Below are 21,607 nucleotides of genomic sequence, written 5' to 3'. Positions count from 1 at the left end.
GAGCAGAACTTCTTTACTGTTAGCAGGATTAACGACACTGGCTTTAGCTACCCCCGCGATGGCAGCAAATATCACTGTGATACATGCTGGTGAACTACTAGTGACTCCAGGTAATAAACCGCTTAAGCAGCAGACATTAGTTATTGAAAACGGGACAATTAAGGATGTTAAGCCGGGATATTTAGCTGCTAAAACTTTTAGTGATAATGTTCAGGTTATCGATCTTAAGGAGCATTTTGTTATGCCTGGATTGATGGACATGCATGTTCATCTTCAAGGGGAGCTTAGTCCTAAGAATGATAGTGAGAAGCTACGCATGTCAGATGCTGAAGTGGCGATTCGCAGCGCCTATTTTGCTAAAAAAACCTTAATAGCGGGTTTCACTACGGTTCGCGATTTAGGGGCTAAGCCGGAACAGATTTATGCTCTAAGAGATGGAATTGAGAGGGGCTGGGTTGATGGGCCTCGTATTATCGCCTCTGGTGGCGTTTCAGTGACTGGAGGGCATGGAGATGTGGATGGTATGAGTCCAGACCTACTTGAGAAGTACACCTCTAAAACGATTTGTGACGGACCTTATGATTGTCGAAGTGCTACAAGACGTGCAATTAAGTTTGGCGCCGATGTGATTAAGATAACCTCTACGGGAGGTGTGCTGTCTGATACCAATACAGGCACAGGTCAGCAGATGGCCGATGATGAGCTTAAAGAGATTGTTGATACTGCTCATGGGCTTGGGCGTAAGGTCGCGAGCCATGCCCATGCGACTCAGGGGATTAATGCCGCTCTGCGCGCAGGTGTTGATAGTATCGAGCACGGCAGTTATGCGGACAAGGAGAGTATTAAACTGCTGAAGAAAAATGGGGCGTATCTGGTTCCGACGCTGCTTGCGGGCGATACTGTGGTCGGGATGGCTAAGACATCCGATTTTATGTCTGAGGACATTAAGGCTAAAGCGGAACGAGTTGGTGCTGATATGACGGCAAACTTTATCGCCGTGCATCAGGCAGGTGTGAAGATAGCCTATGGAACTGATAGCGGGGTGTCCCAACATGGTACCAATGCTCGCGAAGCGGTGTTGATGCATCAAGCTGGGATGTCGAGTTCAGACATCTTAAAGTCAGCGACAGTCAATGGCGCCGATCTTATCGATATGTCGGATGAACTAGGGACTCTGGAGGTTGGCAAGTTTGCTGATATCATTGCAACCGATACGAGCCCTCTTGAGGATATTGAGGCTCTATTGGATGTCGACTTTGTGATGAAAGGCGGTAAAGTGTATAAGAATAAGTAGAGCTATAAGTTTACTTATGAAATGGTAATAAGCTGTAAGTTATAAGCTAAATGGTACTTACAGCTTATAGTCTATACCTTATGCTTTGATGATAAAGTCACCCTGCATGATTGCCCAGTGCCCAGGGAAAGAGCAGAAGAACTTATATGACTCTGAAGGAGACATACCCTCTGTGCTGAACGTAATGCTGGTTGAAGCACCACCACCGACAATATCGGTATGGGCAATAACACGCTTATCTCCGTCTTTTACATAGCTAAGGGCGGCACCTGCTCCCATCCCTTCATTGGCTACGGCTGACATATCGGCAACCTTAGTTAGCACCCAGTTATGGCCCATAGCTGTAGCAGGCAGTTGTCCTGCGTGCGTTAAGGTTAAGGTGACCTCTTTACAGCTTGCCGGAACACTTAGCTCTTTGGTGTTAAATTGCATCGCGTCATTGGCGCTGATTGCTAATTCACATTCACTCGCGTTGGCTGCTGCACTGAACGATAAAGAACAAAGTGCACTAAAACCGAGTAAACCCACTGCGCTTATCGTCTTTAGACGATTGATTGAGATTTTCATTTTGAAATCCTTTTTGATTATATTAAGTGTGTTAAACACGGCGATATCATAATTAAATTAAATCTTAATGAGAATTGTTATCATATGTTGTAGGTGGTGGATTAACCAATAAAGCAGTGATCATGGAAAGTGGTGACTATATTTATATTCATATTATCAGTTGGTTACGTTCTTTTGTGGAGGTTATTGATCTATTGAAAATTTACAATTGTAAGTTGATGATTTGATGCTGCTATCTTAGTTATGGGGGAATTTACAATAGATCCAGTAAATATTGCCTTAGAAGGTTTTCACTCCGGCAGAAAACAATTAAGATCAACGTCTCAAAACTGCTCACGCAAATGCAATGAGTAACATTGGATGTAATAACAAGGGAATAATATGGAATATTTTGTAGGCGGGTTAAAAAAGTATGCTGATTTTACAGGTCGAGCTCGCCGTAAAGAGTTTTGGATGTATACGCTGTTTTATTTGATCTTTTATGTTTTGGCTGCTTTTGTCGATTCTCTCTTAGGGACTATGATATTTACTGCCATTTTGAGCTTAGGACTACTTTTACCTACAATCGCAATTGCAGCTCGTCGCTTACATGATACGGGTCGTTCTGGCTGGTGGCAGTTACTGGGCCTTATTCCGCTAATTGGGGCTATCGTTCTAATTGTCTTTTACGTACAAGACAGTATTGGTGAGAATGAATACGGTGCAAACCCGAAGGGCGTGGAAGCGTAAAATAGTGTGATACGTTAAGAGGGGGCTTAGGCCTCCTTTTTATTGTCCAATTGATTTATGGTTCTGTGTTTGGTTATCAACTGATACAGAAAAAGAGCATCGCGGCCCCTTTTCAACTTTATATGCCAGCCAAACCTGACTGTAATATAGCCGAACTTATTTTGCGGTCACTTTTATACGTTCAACATCTGCTGCGGGTTCATCAATAACAAAATCTAACTGCACCTGAACACCTTTAGCACCTTGCTTAGACTTTTTGTAGGTCCACTGCTTAAGCGCTTTAACCGCCTGCTTGTCGAATACGTCTTTAGGTGAGGATTTGATCACAGAGACATTTGCTACAGCACCAGATTTTTTGATATCAAACTCAAGCTGCACAAAGCCATTTTGTTTTGCTTCAATCGCGGCCTTTGGGTATTTAGGTTCTACACGTGTTAATGGATAGATTTGCTGTTTTTTTGCAGCATGAGTAGAGTCATGATTATCACCAGCTTGGACTTGTTGATTCAGCATTAAGCCGCTAAAGCCTAAACCTAGTGTAAGCCCAATAATTGCGAGTGTGCTTTTTTCATGTTGTTTTTTCATCTGTAATATCCTCTCTTTTAGTATATTTTTATTTCCATAGTGGGTGTGTAACATGCCGATGTGAGCTTGCTGGGAGTATGTGAGCAAGGCTCGGCTATAGGCAATCTTTTCATCTGTATTCATAGATGTGGTTATTTGAGCATCACAAGCTAACTCTTGATCATCGCGAAAACGTCGGTATGCGAGCCAACAGATAGGGTTAAACCAGAAAATACTGAGCAGAGAGAAGGCGATAAGATTCATACCGATATCCCCTCGGCGATGGTGATACAGTTCATGTTCAATCACGGCGGTTTGTTGGGCGATACTGAGTTGTTCAAATCCATAGGGAACGATGATTTTTGGTTTACGTAGTCCCACTAGCATAGGGGAGTGAATATTCTGATGTTGAATAACGGTCAGATGAGTCTCTATGCTAGTAAACGCAGAGCAATGGTTGATTAGCTGTTTTAGCCTGACAGCATGAACGGCAATGGTCATTAACATGAAAGCGAACCCAAGAGTCCAGATTGCTAATAGAGTGGGAGTGGATAAAAACAGTTCACTGTCGGCTAATGTTCTATCTGCTAGTACCCGATAGTGTTCAAGTTGTGTGATGCGAGAGTTAGATAGCAAGTTTGGCACTAGATGTATGATGGCAGAGCCAAGTAGCAGCATTGGAATGGCTAGCCAGAGTGCATAGGTGTGGTGGGCACCGAAGAGTTTCAAAATCTGTTTGTGACCGACTAATAAAATGGCACAGATTAAGCTGATGAGTATGGTTTGCTCCATTAACCAATTAAGCATTATCACTTCTCCTCTTCCCAGTTATCGATAAGTTGCTTTAGCTCAGCAATATCATCTGAACTCAGCTTATTCTCCTTAGCGAAACCAGCAACCAAGGGGGTTAACTTGCCTGAAAAGACTCTCTCTATAAAAGATTGACTCTCTTTAAGCTGAAACTCGCCTTGATCTATAAGTGGATGATAGAGATATGAACGTCCCTGCTTTTCAAACCCCACTGCCTCTTTTTTTACGAGTCGATTGAGCAAGGTTTTGACCGTTTTTTCATGCCACTGCTTGCTCTTATTAAGTTGAGCTACGACCTCCGACGAACTCATAGGGGATGAATGCCAGAGTAGATTGAGCACTGCTAGTTCGGAATTACTGATCTCTTTCATGGCCATCTCCTGAAACAAGTTGAATCTCTATTTATAATTACAAGCGTAATCCATGACTATTAAGATTACATTGGTAATCATAATGGTCAAGTGTTTTATTTAACATATATCGATAAATTGTAACCGAAGGCTTTATCTCGACTTTAAGCTCAGGGTAAAATAATGCTTAAACACACCTAAACAAGGATGATAGGTATTATATGTTTTGCTATAAACCGCCAAAGAAGAGCGGCAACAAAGGGGGCATTGAGCTATTAGCTGTTGTTGTTTTGATAAGCGCTATGGTGACTCCGTCTGCATTAGGTGGAAGTAGTGCTGGTTTGACAGGCTCCATAGCTCACAACCATAAACTCTCAATCTTTGATCAAAAATTGAGTTTTACGCTTCCCGAAGATTGGAAATTAGCTTTTTCAGAGAAGCAAAACACCATGTTTTCTGCTGAGTTTACGCCAGTTTCTGATGAACTGAGAGATTGGTCATCGCTGTTTTGTGTACAAGGTTTTAAGGGATTAGCTGATAGTTTTTCGCCTGAAACTTTTTTAGATTCGATTGCTGCTACCTATGAGGAAAGTTGTACGGGCGAGATCACCTATCAAAAATTAGGTGAAAGTGATATCGATGGGTATTCAGGGTTTACTGCCATTATCGGTTGCTCTCATATGCCAAATACTCATAAAGCAACTCAGTTTAATGCAAAATCATATTCATCCGATCCTAAAGGTGAAATAGGGCATTACACGGCAATATCTGGTGAGCAAGATATGTATCTGTTACATCAATCTATGCGAGGAGAGGTGTTTAATGCAGAAACACCACCTTTAGAGCCAGCTAACTACCGAGAGTTTATGGCTACAATCGCTCCCTATGGCCTCAGTCGATAGTGATATAAAAGGCATGCTTTTGGCTGCCTACTTCTTCGTTGAATGAACTCACAAGGGAGCAACCATTCTATCATCCATTCGCCTTGAATTAGTTTGCCAAAAGATACTCTGAGTAGAGCAACTTCTTATACTGATTGGTATAAGGTTACGATCTTGTCAATCAAAAGTTAGACTTTTATCCGTGTAGCCGTCTATAATGCCGCGCTCACTTTACGCTGTATTAGCGCTGGTGATATTCTATACAAGTTTTAGTCAATCTTTTGTGGTGCCTGAGCTTATCCTAAGGCTTTATTAAGTCGGATTTTAATGGGAGAGGGAAGGATAATCGGGAAGCCTGTGGAAATCTGGCACTGCCCCCGCAACGGTGAATGGTAAGAGTTAGGCGCGCTTATTTTATCAACAAGATAATGGGTGTTAAAAAAGTCTAAACTTGTGCTGTTTTTCTTTAGGAAATGCAGCAATACCTAAGTCCGGAGACCGGCCCATTTGATGATTTTGAGATTTCGGCGGGCAGATCTCAAGATGCGGTAGAAAGCTTTAATCATTTGGGCTCAATCAATTCTATTCGTGACATCTTTGCCCCGTTTTCCCTTCAGGAGTTAAAGGAAAAATGGGTACACTATCTATTAAAGAGTCTAATAAAGGCTCTATCAAACTATCACAAGTTGCACTGTTAGTGAGCAGTATCATCAGCTTATCTTCATATTCGGCTATGGCTGAGGACGTTACTGCCAATGCGGTCGACGTTGATGAAAAGATCACTGTAACGGGTTCACGTTTTGACAGAACCGCCGATCAGCAGCTTACTGTTATCAATACTATTGAACGTGAAGAGATAGCACGTCTCAATCCTAAGTCTGTTGCCGATGTACTAGAGACATTACCAGGAGTTAGCATTTCACGTAACGGTGGTGCGGGCCAGGCGACATCTGTTAGTGTTCGCGGCAGCAATTCAAATCATGTATTAGTGCTAATTGATGGCGTAAAAGTTGGTTCGGCAACACTCGGCACTGTTAGCTTTAATACGCTTTCACCTGAAAATATTGAGCGTATCGAAGTGTTAAAAGGACCTCGTGCATCAGTTTGGGGCAGCGACGCGATTGGCGGCGTGATCCAAATTTTTACTCGTCAGTTAAAAGATGGTGAGTGGTTTGCTGGTGCAGAATACGGCAGCAACGATTACATTCGCGGCTCGTTTGGCACAGGTATGAGTCATGGTAAGGGCAGCACAACGCTTGCTGTTAACCATGAACAGTCTGATGGATACGATGTCTACAATGGTGCACCGGTTGAAAATGACGATGACGGTTATAACCGCACCTCTTTATCGTTAAAAGGTTCTCAGCAAATTAATCAAAACTGGCAAGCACTTTGGAATGGCCAGTATGATAAAGGCAATACTCAATACGATGATATCTATGCATTTGGCTCTGCCGATGAGTCAGACTTTGATAACTACCTTTGGAACCTTGCTGCGCAGTATAGCAATGAGCAATTTACCAGTAAGCTGGCATTAAGCCAGTCTAGTGATGCGAACGAAAACTTCCGTGGCGACGATATCACGGTGCCGGTTTCAGTATTTGAAACCAAGCGCGATCAAATTAACTGGAGTAACCAATATCTAGCGGCTAATGATTTAACCTTCATCGGTGGTATTGATTGGTCAAATGAAGCGGTTAAAGGTGATTATGCTCAAGATGAACGCGATATTTTTGGAGCCTATATACTTGCGCAGAAGCAGTGGAGCCAATTACTTGCCGAAGTTGCAGTGCGTTATGATGATGTAGAAAACATTGACAGTGAAGTGTCTTACAACGCCAGCCTCGCTTACCAGCTTACTGAAGAGTGGCGTTTGGCGGCATCAACTGGTACTGCTTTTAAAGCGCCGACCTTTAATGACTTATACTGGCCAGGTTCTGGTAACCCAGATCTGATTTCAGAGACAGCTAAAAGTTACGATCTAACTTTGCACTATCAAGCTAATGATATTCACGCTTACATCAGTGTGTTCAAAAACACAATTGATAACCTAATTGCCTGGGTTCCTACTGGTGAAAAAGATGACTATGGTTTTGATATCTGGAAGCCTGCCAATATCAATCAAGCTGAAATTTCAGGTGTTGAATTATTTACTAAATTTGGACTATTTGGATTCGACAATCAATTAGCCTATACCTATTTAGAGCCAGAGAATAAGAAAACTGGTGAAATGCTAATTGGCCGTAGTGTTGAAGAGCTGAACTATAGTTTAAGCTATCAATGGCAAAGTTTCGATTTTCTTGCTAACTATCACTATCAAGGCAAGCGTTACGCTGGTTATGATTTATATCTTGAAGCATATCATAAGCTAGATTTAAGCATTGGCTATCATCTAGATGATGCGTGGAGCTTACGCTTGAAAGCGAATAACCTGTTCGATGAAGAGATTATTTCAGCGCAAAACTACTTTAGCCCTGGAAGAGAGTTTTTCTTTAGCGTGAGTTACCAAGCGTTCTAGGTAGTGTGATTGGAGTTGAGAAATTGAAACTAAAGCCAGATCCTGTATCTGGCTTTTTACGTTATTAATTGGAATAGATAAAAGAGACTTTGAAATGCACCCTTCACCGATATATCGCCAATTTACTCGGTTAACTATTATTTTTTCACTATTATGCTTACAAGCTTGCTCAGGTCCTAAACTTGAGCCGCTTGCTGCAGATGCTGAGATCTTAGCATTTGGTGATAGTCTAACTTACGGCAAAGGCGTTAACAGTGGTGAGGATTATCCAGCGGCGCTTGCTGAGTTATCCGGAAGGTATGTGATCAATGCAGGAGTTTCAGGGGAAACAACTGCTCAAGGGCTGATAAGGTTAGGTGTTCAATTAATGGAGCATTCTCCTGATTTGTTAATACTGCTTGAAGGGGGAAATGATTTTTTACGTAATACACCACCTGATGTGGCCAAAGCGAATTTAGCAAAAATGATTGAGCTGGCAAATTCTTACTCTATCCCTTTGTTATTAATTGCTGTTCCTGAGAAAAGTATCTTTCTCTCTCCTAGTGATATCTATGAAGAGCTTGCTGAAACCTATAAGCTGGTTTTGCTCAACAATGAGCTGACAGAACTACTCAAAAGCCCCAAGATGAAATCTGATACTATTCATCTTAACCAAGCAGGTTATCGGGCTTTAGCTGAAGCGATTCATCTGAAACTTATTGAGAGCGGCGCACTATAACTTACCTTGAATTTGAAAGGTATAAGACCTCTACCTGTGTAAATTGAGAGTTTGGTGGTATATGCTTATATAGTATCGGTTACTTTATTTGCATATCCCTAAAGCAGGTTAATTTGGGACTCGACCCAGTTAAGAGTAGAAAAAAGAGCTAAAGTCGCCATTTACGTGAAATGAGCTTGACCCTGACAGGCTTTTTATGGGTAAATTCCCTGATAAGAGTTAGCGACTTGTATAATAATAAATTAGGTTAAATTTCCCATGACAGATCTTGAGCATCAAGTATTCACTCAAGTACGAGCGATCATTAGCAACGAAGAGCAAGTCATTGGTCGTCGTGGCATTTTGATCCCCCTTAAAAAAGCCATCATTGCAGATGGTGATATTCGAAATGTCATCGATATCGTCTCCTCAGATCCTGCACTCGCTGCACATATGTTGTGGCGTAGCAACTCGGCTATGAATGCCGATGCTAATCGCTCGAAAAATCGTTCATTAAAAGATGCCTTGGTCAGATTAGGTCAGGTTAATATCTATCGTTATGCGTTTACCTTTTACCTTAAAGAGCGTTTGGATGAGCTGCCACAACCCTATAAGAAATTGGTACAAGGGTATTGGGCATTAACTGAAAATATTGCGAGTAACGCTGTCGATAGTTTGCATCAGATGTTAGGGGTAGAGATCAATCCTGATGAGGTACAAACCTTAGCGCTTTTTAGTGTGTTTGGTGAGATTATTGCATTGACAGCATTTGCGTACCTTAATGCTGAGTCTGAGGAGTCTTTTCCTCTGAGTATTATTAAGTCGCTTATCGATAATCAAAAGCAAACTTTAACGATAGAAGCTTTCGACTCTCTAGGGTTAGATGAGGAACTACAAGAGGAGTTTATGATTGCGCATAACCTTCGCCAAACCAGTAACCCTAACTCTCCTGGATTAGTGTTAAGACGTGTACTATCGATGAGAAATCAGCTGCTTAACCCGTTATAATACCAATCAGTATAATAGATTCGAGTCGCGAGTTACGAGCAACAAGATTTAACTCGCTACTTTCCAAGCCCTATCTTGAGCTCCTGACTCTCTTGTACTTAATTCAATTTATGCTGCTTAGCTAAACCTTCATTTGCGACTAGTGTTAGCCAATTTTGCGCTGTTCTGACATTGCGTCCATCTTTTCTGTACGCGCCGAAAAGAGGGCGTTTTAGCCCCTCAGCTCCTAATTTCACTGAAGTTAAATTGAGGCCATAAGACTCACTGATTGACCAGGTTGGCAATGCGGCAACGCCATCTCTACAAGCGATGCGCTGTAGTAACATCATGGTGAGATCACAATGTAGTTGCTCTCCGGCTTCAACTCCTGCAGGTTCCATAAAGTGACGATATAGATCCAGTCTCTCAAGGGGCACTGGATAGCTGATGATTGTTTGCTTTTCAAGTTGCTGGGCGGTGACATACTCAAGTTTAGCAAGGGGGTGGTCTTTGGAAACCACGAGTTTAACTTCGAAGTCAAATAGGTGTTGGTAGGCAATGGCTTGTCCAGGGACGGGATCTGAAGTTAATACCACATCCAGCTCGCCCATCTCCAGCGCATTGAGTGAGTCGAACAGATGACGGCTGGAGAGGTCTAAATTGACTTGGGGAAATGTTGTTCTGAATTGCTCCATGACTGGCATTAACCAGCGAAAGCAGCTATGACATTCGATACCAACTCCAAGTTGGTTTCCCCCTTCATTTAAGCCCTGCTTAAGATCGTATTCTGTTTCTATCACCTTAGGCAGTATCTCCTCTGCCAGGTTTAGCAGCCTTGCCCCCTCCTGGGTAAAAGCGAGAGGTTTACTTTTTCTGATGAAAATAGAGGAGTTGATTCTGGTTTCCAACTCTTTGATTTGGTGAGATAGAGCGGATTGAGTTACAAAGCGTTTCTTGGCCGCGCCGGCAAGGCTTCCACTCTCTTTAAGGGCTAAAAGTGTACGTAAATGTCTAAGCTCTATCATAATATTCTCTATTCATTCCTACATGAGTTTCACTCATGTTGTGCTTGAAATCTATTCCCTTGTCGCAGATTATACTACCACAGTATACATCTAGACGTCCAGACGCCCAAGCGTTCAATTATTGATATTAGTGCTCAATTCCCATCAATCTCACTCGTTCAACTTGTTGCGTTCACTCTGAATTTTGCTCATATTAAATTAAAAGTATACAATATGCGAATGTAGTCGTCAGCGTTGGGGTAACCCTGATTGTGGTCTTAAAATCCACACTTGGGACGAGGTTGAACCTGCACTGCAGAATTTTTTTCAAGCCACTAAAGTGTTTAGAAGACGCTTAGGTTAAGATGATTAGTTAATCAGATGTGCTGTGGATTTGGCTTTGCAGCACTCTTGTTTGTTAAAGTCGCTAATTTTCTTATGCTGATTGGTATAAGCGTGAGATCTTCTGTCTTTTTTGTAGCATGGGCTTCATAATGTCGCCCATTAAGATAGTTATCCTGAGTATTCATTGTGCGTTTAGACAAATATATCTGCGAGTCGACTTCACTTACCCGCTCTTTAGCGAAGAAAGCGCTACATCGAGGTGATGTGACCTGTGATGGTAAGGTCATTAAAGATTCGGGGTTTAAAGTAACCGATAAGCAGGTGATCTGTTTAGAGGGGGAGCCGTTAAGTGTGATAGGTCCACGCTTTATTATGCTAAATAAACCCCTTGATACGATCTGCTCGACCATAGATGAGGAGTATCCTTCGGTCTTAGGTTTACTCGATGTGGTTAAAGCTGACGAACTGCATATCGCAGGTCGCTTGGATGTGGACACCACAGGGCTTGTATTGATCACCAATGACGGTCAATGGTCCCACAAGATAACCTCTCCTAAGAAAGAGTGCGGTAAACGCTACCTTTTAGAAACAGCTGAACCACTAAAACAGGAGTGGGTGGAGGAGTTTGCCGCAGGTCTTCAATTGAATAATGAAGATGGCTTAACTAAACCTGCTACTTTGGAGATTTTAGGTTCTCATCAAGCACGCCTAACTATCACTGAAGGTAAGTACCACCAAGTTAAGCGTATGCTGGCAGCTGTAGGCAACTGTGTTACTCAACTGCATCGTGAAAGTGTAGGGGAGATAGAGTTGGATGAATCTCTTGCTTCTGGTGAGTGGCGCTATTTAACGGAAGCTGAGATAAAATCGGTTCGTTAATGAATACTGAAGAAGCCCTCAAAAGAGGGCATCACTTTATCTTATGTTTAATGTTTTTTTAGCGTTATCTCACCACTGATCGTTGATATATCAATATTGGCATGGGCATCGCCGAGTGAAAACTTAAGGTATGAGGTTGGGGAGTACTTCTCCTTGCTTGGTTTATCTGAAGTTAGTTGGTTATTGATTCTTCCACCTGGACCTCCATTTATCTTAAACCTAGCATCAGTGCCACCATTTAAAGTTAACTCTAAGTCACCACTGACGCTACTTAGGGTGGCTTTATCTGAAATAGATTCAGCCGTAAGTTCAACCTCCCCACTAATTGTCCTTACTGCGAGTGAGTTGAGGCTTGCTAATTTAATGTTGGTATCACCAGAAACTTGTTCAATTGTGACATCTTTAGCAAGGGAGTCAGCGGTGAGCTCTCCGCTGACAAGCTTGTAGCTAACCTCTCCTTTACTTTGCTTATCTATGATGTCTCCAGATACTGTTTGTAAACTTATCTCTCCCTTGAGCGCTGTGGCATTAATGTCTCCGGAAACCGTTTTTATATATACCTGTTTATCTAAACTATCAAGGTGAACGCTACCGCTGATGGAGTTGATAGAGATACCTCCTTGTACTTGAGTCACTTTATAGTCGGCAGAGAGTCCACTTACTGTTAGATTTAGTGAGCGAGGAACCTTAAAGGTGAGCAATGATCCCTCTTTATTTTTGCCATTAAACTGTCTTGGCATCTTATCTTCAAGAGTGAGCTCATTACCTTGGTGTTCGACGATAAACCCCTCACTGAGTTCATCTAAAGTGCCCTGAATGCTGACCTCTTGCTTATCCCAGCTTTGTATTGTTACATCGCCTCTTAACACTTTGATGTTGAGGTTTAGCCCCTCGTCTACCTTTACCTGTTTATCGATAGATTCGCTTGCCAGTGCAAACTGGCTTACTAAAACAAGTGGGAGTAACAGGCATCTTGAAAGGTGTTTAATCATCATATGGTATCTCCATTTTGATTTTGTAAAACAGGAAGAGACTGAGCCTGTGTTAATAGCTCTATCTCTCTTGATTGCGTCCATAACCACAGCTCCCATAGTTGTTGATCTGTGGGGTTAAGCTTGAGTGATTCGTATATCTCTTTTGCTGCTTGCCTTAATTGTTTTATGCCTGTTTCAACAGGGGAGCTAAAAGGGCTAGATTGCCAATCAACTTTTTTCCCTATCATCTGTAACTCTGCCACTTGAGTGGCGTGCTGCATCTGAATGCTATCAATGCTGGCAAGTAGGGCTTGATTAGTGTCGATATTGAACGGTTTGTTTATCTGCTGTAGTCCTAACAGAGTGCCAATAATAATGATGCTAGCTAGAGCCAAAGTACGCCAATGATTTGTATGATTGCCTACAGGAACATCTAACCGCTTCTCTATCTCTGGCCAAAGGTCGTTTTTTGGCGAGAGAGTCTTAGGTAATTCTGATACCAAATTATCAAGTTGTTCATGGTTATTACTCATCAGATCATCTCCTGAAGTAATTTTCTTGCTCTGTGATACTGAGCCTTGCTGGTGCCTTGAGCTATGTTGAGCTTGTGTGCTATTTCATGATGCTGGTAACCCTCAACAGCAAATAGCACAAAAACAATCCTGGCTCGTTCAGGCAGTTTAAGCAGGTGTTTGTCCAGTGCTTGGTACTCCATCTCATCGCCTCCAAGCTCTACTTGTTCATAGATTGGAGAGAATCTAGCCCAAAAACTCTTGTGTTTTTTTATGCTGCTAAGCGCCTGGTTAACGGTCATGCTATGCAACCAAGTTGAAAACTGGCTGTCGCCTCTAAACTGAGGCAGCTTTTGCCATAAGCGTACAAACGTTTCTTGAGTTGCTTCTTCAGCTAAATAGTGTTGCCCTGACAGTCTGTAGCAAAGTGCATATACCCGCTTATGATGTAGATCATAGAGTTGTTTAAATGCTTTCTTGTTACCTTGTTGAGCTTGCTCAATCAGATTTTTTTCTGAGGTTTCACAAGGTTTGATAAACGCTAACTGTGCACTCAAACTCTATTCCTTGTGTTTATTTTTCTTAGATATCTATTAGACATAGGCAAGAGGGGAAAAGGTTTGAATAAGTTTAAAACTTTTTACAATGTTATTACACTTGGTAAGGTAGGAAAGTATTAAGGGAGAGCTATTAGGGAATGAGGGAGTACTCCCTCATTATATAAAAACTATGTTGTTAGAAGAGATGTTTCAGCTGTGAATAAACCAGTTGTGCGCCCACAAGATCGGCTAGAGCGGTACCCACAGTTTTGAACAGGGTTATCTGTTGTTCATCTTCTCGCCCCTTTATTTCATCTTTACAGAGTTGAGCAAGCTCTCCTTTTACACTCTCTAATTGATATTCTCCCTCTGATACTGGGATCAGTAACTCTCCGGCTTCTGCAAAAACATTAATTTTAGAATCAACGTATACAGCTGATCTCAATACAAGCTTGCTATCACATTCACGTCTATCGTGATTATGATTGCCGACAAAATCTGTGTGGGTGCCAGGTGCTACCCAGTTACTGTCAAATAATGGGGTCGGAGAGCCCGTTGCACAGCTAATGATATCTGCTTCTCGGACACTGTGCTCTACGCTCTTGCTGAGGATAACTTCAATGTCGGGCCGCTTATTACGGATCTTCTCAATAGTGGCCTGAGCCTTATCTTGATTTCGCCCCCAAACCGTAATTTGAGTGATAGGGCGTACACTGGCGTGGGCGAGGGCCATAAATGAGGCGAGGTTACCTGTACCAAAAATGAGTAACTTTTTGGAGTCCTTACGGGATAAATAACTACTGCCTAATGCTGAAATCGCTGCTGTGCGCCAATAGGTGACACTAGTACCATCGACTAAAGCTTGGGGAGCACCGGTTTTGCGGTCAAAGATCATTATTTTTGAATGTAGGCTTTTTAGTTGCTGATTTTTTCTTGGATTTTCAGGAAAATAGGTGAAAGCCTTTACCGCAATGGTTTTTTCATTCCATGAGGGGAGTAAGGCGAAGGCATCGTTGTGTGAAGTGGCTTCATCTAGTGAATACACTTGTCTTTGGGGCATACCAGCAGGCTTTGAGAAAGTATCTCTAAGCTCGTTAATGAGCACTGGAAAGTTAAGTGTGTTATGTACTTCTTCTGCATTGATGACAATCATACCTTCTCCTTTTTGAGGGATATTGTATACCAAATGTGTTTTTGAATAAATGCTACAACTAAAAAGGAATTAAACAGTAGAAGGTATAGCTTATTCCTACGTTGGTGATTGTTTCTGTTGTTTTTGTATTAAAATAAGTTAATGATGCTGGGTTTGTGGCCGATAACCAAGATAAACACAGGGTTTAACATGTGTCACATTTTCCTTTTGGCTTTATTTGTTTTACATCACCAACTTTTAGTTGGTGTGCTTGGATTTTAGGGATCTCAATATGCTTATCCGTCATAAATTAATGCTCAGCGCAGTGGTTTCAATTGTTGCTTTGGTGGCTATGTTTTCATTACAGCAGTACTCCAGTGGCGTTCAGCAGGAGTTATCATATGCAGCTCAGGGAGTGGTAAAACTAGAAAAAGAGGTATTGGGTCTTCGTAAAGATGAGAAAGATTTTTTCGCCCGTTTAGATGTTAGTTATTTGGAAAAACATAAACTTAATGCAGACGAGATGAATAATGACATTAAGTATCTAAAAGCAATCTTCGAAGACAATAGCATTCCCGTCTCTGAGTTAAATGGGTTTGAAAAAAGTGTCGAGTTTTATCTTGATTCATTTCAGAGTGTCGTTGCACTTCAGCAAGAGATAGGATTAACACCCAAAACGGGTTTATACGGCGGATTAAGAGAAGCAGTTCGCAATGTTGAGACCATAGTCAAAGAGTATAAACAAGCTGAGCTGATGGTGATCATGCTGCAGTTAAGACGCAATGAAAAAGATTTTATGCTTCGCAGAAGCATGGGGTATGTGGACAAGTTTAATAATAATATTCAGCTATTTGAAAGTGAGCTTAATAATTCAAGCATCGACAATACTGGTAAGGGGAAAGTATCTGAGTTGATGGCCAGTTATCAAAGGGATTTTGCATTACTGGTTGCTAAAGAGCAGGCTCTGGGATTAACCCAAAATGATGGCGAGATGGGGGTGCTGCGTGATGCTATTAAAGCCGCAGACTCAAACTTAGTGAGATTAAAGGAGCAGTCACTTACTGCCATTGCTGACGCAGAAGAATCATCAATCACTTTAGGCTTCGTGCTTTTCTGTGTTATCGCTATCATTTTGATTGCTTTTACTATTTTTGTCATTCGTAGCATCATGGAGCCAGTAACACGACTGAGTACTGCTATTTCTGATATTGAGAAAAATAAAGATTTGACGATCCGCTGCGATGCTGCGGCCGACGATGAAATCAGCCAAGTTGCAAAGCACTTCAATAGTATGCTGGATAGTTTTCAACGTTTAATTGAAGAGGTGAATGAATCAGTCGCGAGCATGACTCACTCTTGCTCTGAGTTGTCATTAAACTCTGTTAAAGCCTCCGAAGGGGTGGCTCAGCAGTTAAATGAAACCGACATGGTAGCAACTGCGATCACAGAGATGGGAGCGACGATAGACGAGATTGCTAAGAATACTGAGTTAGCAGCAGAGCGCGCTGGAAATACTCATACGAATGCCCTTGAAGGTCAACGCGGAGTTGAACAAACAATAGAGAAGATTCAATCTCTGGCAGAGCAGCTCAATAGCTCTTCGAAAGTTGTGGGTGAACTGGAGAAAGATAGTAAAACGATTGGCAGTGTTTTGGACGTTATCCGAGGTATTGCCGAGCAAACCAATCTACTTGCACTAAATGCGGCTATTGAAGCAGCTAGAGCTGGTGAGCAGGGAAGAGGTTTTGCTGTTGTGGCCGATGAGGTACGTAGTCTTGCGATGAGAACGCAAGAGTCGACAGAGGAGATTGCAAGCATTATTGAGACCTTACAGTCCAGAACTCGCTCTATTGTAGAGTTAATGACAGCGACTGAGAAACAAGGGGGCGAGAGTGCTGATCAAGCCGCTTCTGCTGGCACTTTACTGGAGCAGATTAACTTAGATGTCACTAATATTATGGATATGAGTACTCAGATTGCGGCTGCGATAGAGGAGCAGAGTATGGTCGCTTCTGAGGTGAACAAAAACGTGGTGATTATTCGTGATATTGCACAAGAGTCTGCAACAACAGCTAACGAGAATGCACAAGCTTCTGAAGAGGTTAAGGGACGTGCAGATCTGTTACATAGTGCGGTAAGCCTATTTAAGGTCTAATTTCTGAGTAGTAGACTAAGCTTAGTAGAGGAATTAAATGGGTAAGATTAATGAAATTAAACCATTTTTTAGGCTTTCTAGGCTTAGCTTTACTGTTAGTGTCATTTTCGCTGGCAAGTGTTCTCTATTACCTTGTTTATCTACCTGCGATTGAATCTGAGGTACGCTCTCAACAAGCCAGAGAGTTACTTGCCGTACAGATGGGAATTAAGTTTGCGCAGCGCAATTTAGATGTGCTGTGTTATGACTATTCTGTGTGGGATGAGATGGTTGGCTTTGTTGCTGTGAGGGACGAAGCCTTTAGTCGGTCAAATTTGAGCAGTAATGCTTTTGAAGCTGCGAATATTGATGGTGCATACTTATTTAACACCGACGGAGATCTGCTATGGCACTACAGCAGCAGTGAAAAGCTACTTCCTGATACCTTACCTAACAATAATAAAGCCTGGATAGGCTCTGTTTTACCTGATCTTAAGGAGATTGAGAAACAAGTTCCTACAACTCGAAATGGATTAATGAATCTTGGACAAAGTGTTGTCTACTTCAGTAATACCTCTGTTTTACCCTCTGATGAAGAGGGGGAGGTGGTAGGAAGTCTATTGATGGTGCGAGCTATAAATAGTGAGTTAACAGAGGAGATACAGCAGCTAAGTTTAGTTAATTTTAGTCTGGATATGCTTGACCCAACCAAAGAGTATGATGGTATCGAAACCTTTGATGCTGTTCCCTATATCGACTCGTTAGCCCAAAAACATATGTGGTTACTTAATGATGTATTTGGTATTCCCGCTCTGAAAATCTCTGTTACCCATGATAAAAGCTTGTCTCCATCCCTTTTCACCCCAGAATCAGCAGTGTTGTTTTTTACACTTGTGCTTGTTTCACTCGGCACGATTATCCCTATCTCTATTATGATTTTAAAGCCACTTCGAACCGCGAATAAGGTGTTAAAGAAGATGGTTGATAGTGGCAAATTGATAAAAATGAAAAGTGGTTGGCATATTGATGAAATAGTGAAGCTTTCCCTTTCATTTAACCAAGTTGTTGAGAAGTTAGAGCGGCATCAAAACTACCTTGAATCTTTATCCTATAAGGATCCTTTAACCGGAGTGGCAAATCGTCGCAGTTTAGAAGTGTTTGCTCAGAGGGCTCATGAACAATGGTCGGAAGGGAAAGGACTGATAGGTTTTTTGATGATAGATATTGATAATTTTAAAGCCTATAACGATACCCTAGGGCATTTAGCTGGAGATAAGGCTATTTTGACCATTGCACAAACTCTTCTATTGGAGTGTCGAAGAAGAGGTGAGTTATTAACTCGCTATGGTGGAGAGGAGTTTTGTGTGGTGGTCCATGGAGATAATATTGCTCAGATGGAGCTATTATCGAAAAGAATGTTAAAGCAGGTGTGGGAGCTAAACCTCTATCACCCCGAAGCCTCTCACGGTAAAAGAGTGACTGTAAGTATTGGGGGAACGCTATATGAAAGATATTCCCCCTCATTTTCAGATATGACTTGGGAGATGATGGTCGGTCAAGCTGATGCACAACTTTATGAAGCAAAGATGTCTGGGCGAAATCAGATTAAGCTTGAGTATGCTAAAGAGCAGCAACTAAAGTTAGTAAAATAGACAGTGAAAAATAAAACTTGAGATTAGTAGAAATAGAGAAGATATTTGGTTCGGAGTATTAATCGAGGAGTGATTAAAGAGAAAATTGGTGCCCGAACCCGGAATCGAACCAGGGACACGAGGATTTTCAATCCTCTGCTCTACCGACTGAGCTATTCGGGCAACGGGGTGCATTAAAAGGCTTTTGCGCTTTTGAGTCAACAAGTTTTTTGAATAATTCGTTATTTCTCTATCAAGTGAGCATCTTTCGCGCTATCTGGTGTGAAATGATACAGTTTTAGGCCGAAAACAAAAAAGCTCCGAAAACGGAGCTTTTAAACTTAGTCGCCAACCTTAATGGGATTTTAGTTTGAAAGTGCTGAGTTATTTGGGAAGTTTGCCTGCATTACCGACAATACATTCTCTTTTAACTTAGCTTGTCCTAGTTCACCATAGGCGATAGACATTATCTCTAACGCACGTTCTGTCGACGGAGTACCTGGGAAAGTTTCCATGACCGACTGTGCTCGAGTCGCTGCCGCACTCCAAGCGTTCATCTTAATGTAGTATTCAGCCACGTTGATTGAGTATTTCGCCAAACGGTTTTTCAGCTGCTGCATGCGTTTAGCTGCATCGGGCGCATATTTACTGTTTGGGTATGACTTAATCAAGCGATCAAAATCTTTAAATGCATCCTGAGCAACTTTAGGATCTCTATCTGTTCGGTCAATATTAAGCATATCGTGGAACATATAGTTATCTGACTGCATATTAACTAGGCCACGCATATAGTAGACATAGTCGATATTTTTGTGTGTTGGATTGAGCCTAATAAAGCGATCTATATTAGCGATACCCGAAGCAGGGTCATCTAGCTTATAATAGGCGTAGATAAGATCGAGTTGTACTTGAGTTTTATGTGGTCCGAACGGATAACGAGAGTCTAATGCCTCTAATGAGCGCACTGCTTTACTGTAGTTACCTAGCTCCATAGAGGTTCTTGCTTGTGAATACAGTACATCAGGAGAGGATTTGCTAGTCTTCAACTGATCTTCTTGATTACTACTACAGGCTGTTATTGCCAGTGAAAACAGGCCTATTACCGCACCTTTAACAAATGTATGCATACTTAAATTCGATTCTTTTAAAGTTATAGTTAGGAATTTTTTCATTTCAAGATAAAATAGAAACAATTCGATTGTAACAGATTACACACTTTTTATGACCCCGAAAAGCGGGGACGGTTCCTATGACACTAGAGATTAATCTAAAAAGCGAGATAACAGCAACACAAACAGGCCAAAGATTAGACCAAACTTTGGCTGAATTGTATCCTGATTACTCCCGTACACGCATCAAAGAGTGGATCCAAGCAGGTTGGGTTTACATTGATGGCGTTGTTTCAACAAAACCTAGAGAAAAAGTGCTTGAAGGGCAAGAGATTGCCATTGAAGCGACACTCAAGGAAGAGACCGCAGCTAAAGCGCAAGCGATAGATTTGGACATTGTTTATGAAGATGACCACATTATTGTTATCAATAAGCAAGCTGGGCTGGTTGTTCACCCTGGCGCCGGTAACCAAGATGGAACTTTGATGAATGCTTTGCTTCATCATTGTCCTGGAATAGAGCTGGTGCCTCGTGCGGGTATTGTCCACCGTTTGGATAAAGATACGACAGGTTTGATGGTTGTAGCTAAAACTGTTGAAGCTCAGACTCATCTGGTTTCTGCGTTGCAGGCTCGTGAGATCACTCGTGAATATGAAGCGGTTGTTTTAGGTACGTTGATCTCGGGTGGTACTGTCGATGAGCCAATCGATCGTCACCCAACTAAACGTACTCACATGGCAGTAGTACACAACGGCAAGCCTGCGATGACACACTACCGAGTCGCTGAGAAATTCAGAGCTCATACTCGTTTAAGACTGCGTCTTGAGTCTGGCCGTACTCACCAAATTCGTGTGCATATGTCTCATATTGGGCATACCTTAGTTGGCGATCCTGTTTATGGTGGTCGCCCTCGTCCTCCTAAAGGTGTGACGCCTGAGTTTTTTGAAACTTACATGGGCTTTAAGCGTCAAGCTCTGCACGCGATTAGACTTGAGCTAGCGCACCCATATACCTTTGAGATTATGAGCTGGCAGGCACCTGTTCCTGAAGATATGGTTACCCTGACAAGAGCGTTAAGAAAAGACACTGAAGAAAACCCTGTGGCTGTTTAAATGTGCTCTATTTTATTTCTCATTAAGATTATGAATAAGTAACACTTATTTATGATTGATAAAAATGTGATGAAAGATAGAGGCTGGCATATCCCAGCTAACGTTAATATCGCCTTCACTACTCGCCAAAATGGTGTGAGTCGTGCTCCTTATGCAAGCTTGAATTTGGGTTTGCATGTGGGGGATGTTAGTGAGGATGTGTTAGCAAATCGAGCGCTCGTTCAAGAGCGCTTACAGCTTCCTGTTTCACCCGCCTGGTTAAATCAAATCCACAGTACCCATGTCGTTAATGCTGACAATCGTTCAGTACAAGATGCGGATGGGAGCTATAGCAGCTCTCGCTCTCAAGTGTGCGTGGTGATGACGGCTGATTGTTTACCTGTGCTCTTGTGTGATAAATCCGGTACTCAAGTTGCTGCAGTGCATGCAGGTTGGAAAGGTCTGTGTAAGGGTATTATTGAAGCTGCGTTGGAAAAATTTGATTGTCCAAACGATGAACTTATCGCTTATCTTGGTCCCGCTATAGGGCCACTGCAGTTTGAGGTCGGGGCTGAAGTGAGAGCGCTTTTTCTTTCCCAGCATAAAGAAGCAGATCCATTTTTTATTAAGAAGACAACCACTACTCCAGCGCGTCAAACAGAGCATCATAGTGAGGATAAATACTTAGCAGATCTGCAGGGTCTTGCTAAGTTACGTTTAACCTTGGCAGGAGTGAGTGACATCTACCAGTCTGACATCTGCACTTTTAATCATCCTGACTATTTCTCCTATCGCAAAGAGCAGATCACGGGCCGAATGGCTTCATATATCTGGCTGACTTAGTACAAGCAACTTCCACA

The 21,607-nt window shown here is 42.0% G+C and carries 20 protein-coding genes, 1 tRNA gene, 1 pseudogene and 1 riboswitch; of the genes and pseudogenes, 12 read left to right on the top strand and 10 right to left on the bottom strand.

The annotated features are described in order from the left end of the window. Positions 1-58 precede the first annotated feature (58 nt). On the top strand, positions 59-1,294 hold the full coding sequence (locus tag SWOO_RS19270; RefSeq protein ID WP_195742991.1) for a metal-dependent hydrolase family protein: 1,236 nt from the start codon (positions 59-61) through the stop codon (positions 1,292-1,294). A 78-nt stretch (positions 1,295-1,372) separates the two neighbouring features. Here SWOO_RS19270 and azu read toward each other — a convergent pair whose 3' ends face one another. Continuing rightward, positions 1,373-1,861, bottom strand: a complete 489-nt coding sequence (gene azu, locus SWOO_RS19265) for an azurin (RefSeq protein ID WP_012326331.1) — start codon at positions 1,859-1,861, stop codon at positions 1,373-1,375. Positions 1,862-2,242: 381 nt separating this feature from the next. On the opposite strand from azu, the gene SWOO_RS19260 reads away from it, so the two are divergent. Further along, positions 2,243-2,590 (top strand): DUF805 domain-containing protein, encoded by a 348-nt coding sequence (locus SWOO_RS19260; protein WP_012326330.1) that lies wholly within the window; start codon positions 2,243-2,245, stop codon positions 2,588-2,590. A gap of 156 nt (positions 2,591-2,746) precedes the next feature. On the opposite strand, the gene SWOO_RS19255 is transcribed toward SWOO_RS19260, so the two are convergent. Together SWOO_RS19255 and SWOO_RS19250 are read right to left on the bottom strand one after the other, a co-directional pair. Then, positions 2,747-3,961, bottom strand: a complete 1,215-nt coding sequence (locus SWOO_RS19255) for a M56 family metallopeptidase (protein ID WP_012326329.1) — start codon at positions 3,959-3,961, stop codon at positions 2,747-2,749. Between the two features lie 2 nt (positions 3,962-3,963). Beyond that, on the bottom strand, positions 3,964-4,335 hold the full coding sequence (locus SWOO_RS19250; protein WP_012326328.1) for a BlaI/MecI/CopY family transcriptional regulator: 372 nt from the start codon (positions 4,333-4,335) through the stop codon (positions 3,964-3,966). Between the two features lie 200 nt (positions 4,336-4,535). Between SWOO_RS19250 and SWOO_RS19245 the strand changes: the two genes are divergently transcribed. The 4 genes from SWOO_RS19245 to SWOO_RS19230 all read left to right on the top strand — a co-directional run bounded on the left by SWOO_RS19245 (position 4,536) and on the right by SWOO_RS19230 (position 9,418). Then, the gene (locus tag SWOO_RS19245) at positions 4,536-5,216 is read left to right on the top strand and encodes a hypothetical protein (protein ID WP_012326327.1); all 681 of its coding nucleotides are present in this window, start codon (positions 4,536-4,538) and stop codon (positions 5,214-5,216) included. Between the two features lie 280 nt (positions 5,217-5,496). Then, positions 5,497-5,716: riboswitch (cobalamin riboswitch) on the top strand. 110 nt (positions 5,717-5,826) lie between these two features. Next, positions 5,827-7,713, top strand: a complete 1,887-nt coding sequence (locus SWOO_RS19240; RefSeq protein ID WP_012326326.1) for a TonB-dependent receptor domain-containing protein — start codon at positions 5,827-5,829, stop codon at positions 7,711-7,713. Positions 7,714-7,807: 94 nt separating this feature from the next. Further along, a complete protein-coding gene (locus SWOO_RS19235) occupies positions 7,808-8,431 on the top strand; it encodes a GDSL-type esterase/lipase family protein (protein WP_012326325.1) in 624 nt (207 codons plus the stop codon). A gap of 258 nt (positions 8,432-8,689) precedes the next feature. After that, complete coding sequence (locus tag SWOO_RS19230) at positions 8,690-9,418, top strand: HDOD domain-containing protein (RefSeq protein ID WP_012326324.1); 729 nt, start codon at positions 8,690-8,692, stop codon at positions 9,416-9,418. 98 nt (positions 9,419-9,516) lie between these two features. Here the strand turns inward: SWOO_RS19230 and SWOO_RS19225 are convergent, their stop codons facing one another. Next, positions 9,517-10,422 (bottom strand): LysR family transcriptional regulator, encoded by a 906-nt coding sequence (locus SWOO_RS19225; protein WP_012326323.1) that lies wholly within the window; start codon positions 10,420-10,422, stop codon positions 9,517-9,519. A 226-nt stretch (positions 10,423-10,648) separates the two neighbouring features. Between SWOO_RS19225 and SWOO_RS26470 the strand changes: the two are divergent. Both SWOO_RS26470 and rsuA read left to right on the top strand, forming a co-directional pair. Further along, positions 10,649-10,765, top strand: a pseudogene (locus SWOO_RS26470) (hypothetical protein); the annotation flags it as partial. 167 nt (positions 10,766-10,932) lie between these two features. Further along, entirely contained in the window at positions 10,933-11,625 is a 693-nt protein-coding gene (rsuA, locus tag SWOO_RS19220; protein WP_012326322.1) for a 16S rRNA pseudouridine(516) synthase RsuA, read from the top strand. Positions 11,626-11,672: 47 nt separating this feature from the next. On the opposite strand, the gene SWOO_RS19215 is transcribed toward rsuA, so the two are convergent. From SWOO_RS19215 to lhpI, 4 genes are all read right to left on the bottom strand, one after another. Then, entirely contained in the window at positions 11,673-12,620 is a 948-nt protein-coding gene (locus tag SWOO_RS19215) for a DUF4097 family beta strand repeat-containing protein (protein WP_012326321.1), read from the bottom strand. After that, on the bottom strand, positions 12,617-13,132 hold the full coding sequence (locus tag SWOO_RS19210) for a hypothetical protein (protein WP_012326320.1): 516 nt from the start codon (positions 13,130-13,132) through the stop codon (positions 12,617-12,619). The genes SWOO_RS19215 and SWOO_RS19210 overlap by 4 nt, the downstream gene beginning before the upstream one ends. After that, on the bottom strand, positions 13,132-13,668 hold the full coding sequence (locus SWOO_RS19205) for an RNA polymerase sigma factor (RefSeq protein ID WP_012326319.1): 537 nt from the start codon (positions 13,666-13,668) through the stop codon (positions 13,132-13,134). Before SWOO_RS19205 ends, SWOO_RS19210 begins: the two co-directional genes overlap by 1 nt. A 178-nt stretch (positions 13,669-13,846) precedes the next feature. After that, positions 13,847-14,803: a bifunctional Delta(1)-pyrroline-2-carboxylate/Delta(1)-piperideine-2-carboxylate reductase gene (lhpI, locus tag SWOO_RS19200; protein ID WP_012326318.1), complete on the bottom strand. Its 957-nt coding sequence runs from the start codon at positions 14,801-14,803 to the stop codon at positions 13,847-13,849. 271 nt (positions 14,804-15,074) lie between these two features. On the opposite strand from lhpI, the gene SWOO_RS19195 reads away from it, so the two are divergent. Both SWOO_RS19195 and SWOO_RS19190 read left to right on the top strand, forming a co-directional pair. Next, positions 15,075-16,937 (top strand): methyl-accepting chemotaxis protein, encoded by a 1,863-nt coding sequence (locus tag SWOO_RS19195; RefSeq protein WP_012326317.1) that lies wholly within the window; start codon positions 15,075-15,077, stop codon positions 16,935-16,937. 50 nt (positions 16,938-16,987) lie between these two features. After that, positions 16,988-18,568, top strand: a complete 1,581-nt coding sequence (locus SWOO_RS19190; RefSeq protein WP_012326316.1) for a sensor domain-containing diguanylate cyclase — start codon at positions 16,988-16,990, stop codon at positions 18,566-18,568. An 86-nt stretch (positions 18,569-18,654) separates the two neighbouring features. Here the strand turns inward: SWOO_RS19190 and SWOO_RS19185 are convergent. Then, positions 18,655-18,730: transfer RNA gene (locus tag SWOO_RS19185), tRNA-Phe, on the bottom strand. A 182-nt stretch (positions 18,731-18,912) separates the two neighbouring features. Beyond that, entirely contained in the window at positions 18,913-19,674 is a 762-nt protein-coding gene (locus tag SWOO_RS19180; protein WP_041417798.1) for an outer membrane protein assembly factor BamD, read from the bottom strand. Between the two features lie 122 nt (positions 19,675-19,796). Here SWOO_RS19180 and rluD point away from each other — a divergent pair, with 122 nt between their 5' ends. Both rluD and pgeF read left to right on the top strand, forming a co-directional pair. Then, positions 19,797-20,768: a 23S rRNA pseudouridine(1911/1915/1917) synthase RluD gene (rluD, locus tag SWOO_RS19175; protein WP_012326314.1), complete on the top strand. Its 972-nt coding sequence runs from the start codon at positions 19,797-19,799 to the stop codon at positions 20,766-20,768. 69 nt (positions 20,769-20,837) lie between these two features. Continuing rightward, positions 20,838-21,590, top strand: coding sequence for a peptidoglycan editing factor PgeF (pgeF, locus tag SWOO_RS19170; RefSeq protein ID WP_041418276.1), 753 nt, complete (start codon positions 20,838-20,840; stop codon positions 21,588-21,590). Positions 21,591-21,607: the final 17 nt, after the last annotated feature.

This window comes from Shewanella woodyi ATCC 51908 (genome assembly GCF_000019525.1).
Classification (GTDB): Bacteria; Pseudomonadota; Gammaproteobacteria; order Enterobacterales; family Shewanellaceae; genus Shewanella; species Shewanella woodyi.
Note: the sequence above shows the minus strand (reverse complement) of the source record. Positions and strands in the feature narration are given on the sequence as shown.

Bases quoted from the DNA above. Each gene is read 5' to 3' on its own strand.
- SWOO_RS19270 (WP_195742991.1), top strand. From the start codon at position 59: ATGGCAGCAAATATCACTGTGATACATGCTGGTGAACTACTAGTGACT.
- azu (WP_012326331.1), bottom strand. From the start codon at position 1,861: ATGAAAATCTCAATCAATCGTCTAAAGACGATAAGCGCAGTGGGTTTA.
- SWOO_RS19260 (WP_012326330.1), top strand. From the start codon at position 2,243: ATGGAATATTTTGTAGGCGGGTTAAAAAAGTATGCTGATTTTACAGGT.
- SWOO_RS19255 (WP_012326329.1), bottom strand. From the start codon at position 3,961: ATGCTTAATTGGTTAATGGAGCAAACCATACTCATCAGCTTAATCTGT.
- SWOO_RS19250 (WP_012326328.1), bottom strand. From the start codon at position 4,335: ATGAAAGAGATCAGTAATTCCGAACTAGCAGTGCTCAATCTACTCTGG.
- SWOO_RS19245 (WP_012326327.1), top strand. From the start codon at position 4,536: ATGTTTTGCTATAAACCGCCAAAGAAGAGCGGCAACAAAGGGGGCATT.
- SWOO_RS19240 (WP_012326326.1), top strand. From the start codon at position 5,827: ATGGGTACACTATCTATTAAAGAGTCTAATAAAGGCTCTATCAAACTA.
- SWOO_RS19235 (WP_012326325.1), top strand. From the start codon at position 7,808: ATGCACCCTTCACCGATATATCGCCAATTTACTCGGTTAACTATTATT.
- SWOO_RS19230 (WP_012326324.1), top strand. From the start codon at position 8,690: ATGACAGATCTTGAGCATCAAGTATTCACTCAAGTACGAGCGATCATT.
- SWOO_RS19225 (WP_012326323.1), bottom strand. From the start codon at position 10,422: ATGATAGAGCTTAGACATTTACGTACACTTTTAGCCCTTAAAGAGAGT.
- SWOO_RS19215 (WP_012326321.1), bottom strand. From the start codon at position 12,620: ATGATGATTAAACACCTTTCAAGATGCCTGTTACTCCCACTTGTTTTA.
- SWOO_RS19210 (WP_012326320.1), bottom strand. From the start codon at position 13,132: ATGAGTAATAACCATGAACAACTTGATAATTTGGTATCAGAATTACCT.
- lhpI (WP_012326318.1), bottom strand. From the start codon at position 14,803: ATGATTGTCATCAATGCAGAAGAAGTACATAACACACTTAACTTTCCA.
- SWOO_RS19195 (WP_012326317.1), top strand. From the start codon at position 15,075: ATGCTTATCCGTCATAAATTAATGCTCAGCGCAGTGGTTTCAATTGTT.
- SWOO_RS19190 (WP_012326316.1), top strand. From the start codon at position 16,988: ATGAAATTAAACCATTTTTTAGGCTTTCTAGGCTTAGCTTTACTGTTA.
- SWOO_RS19180 (WP_041417798.1), bottom strand. From the start codon at position 19,674: ATGCATACATTTGTTAAAGGTGCGGTAATAGGCCTGTTTTCACTGGCA.
- rluD (WP_012326314.1), top strand. From the start codon at position 19,797: ATGACACTAGAGATTAATCTAAAAAGCGAGATAACAGCAACACAAACA.
- pgeF (WP_041418276.1), top strand. From the start codon at position 20,838: ATGAAAGATAGAGGCTGGCATATCCCAGCTAACGTTAATATCGCCTTC.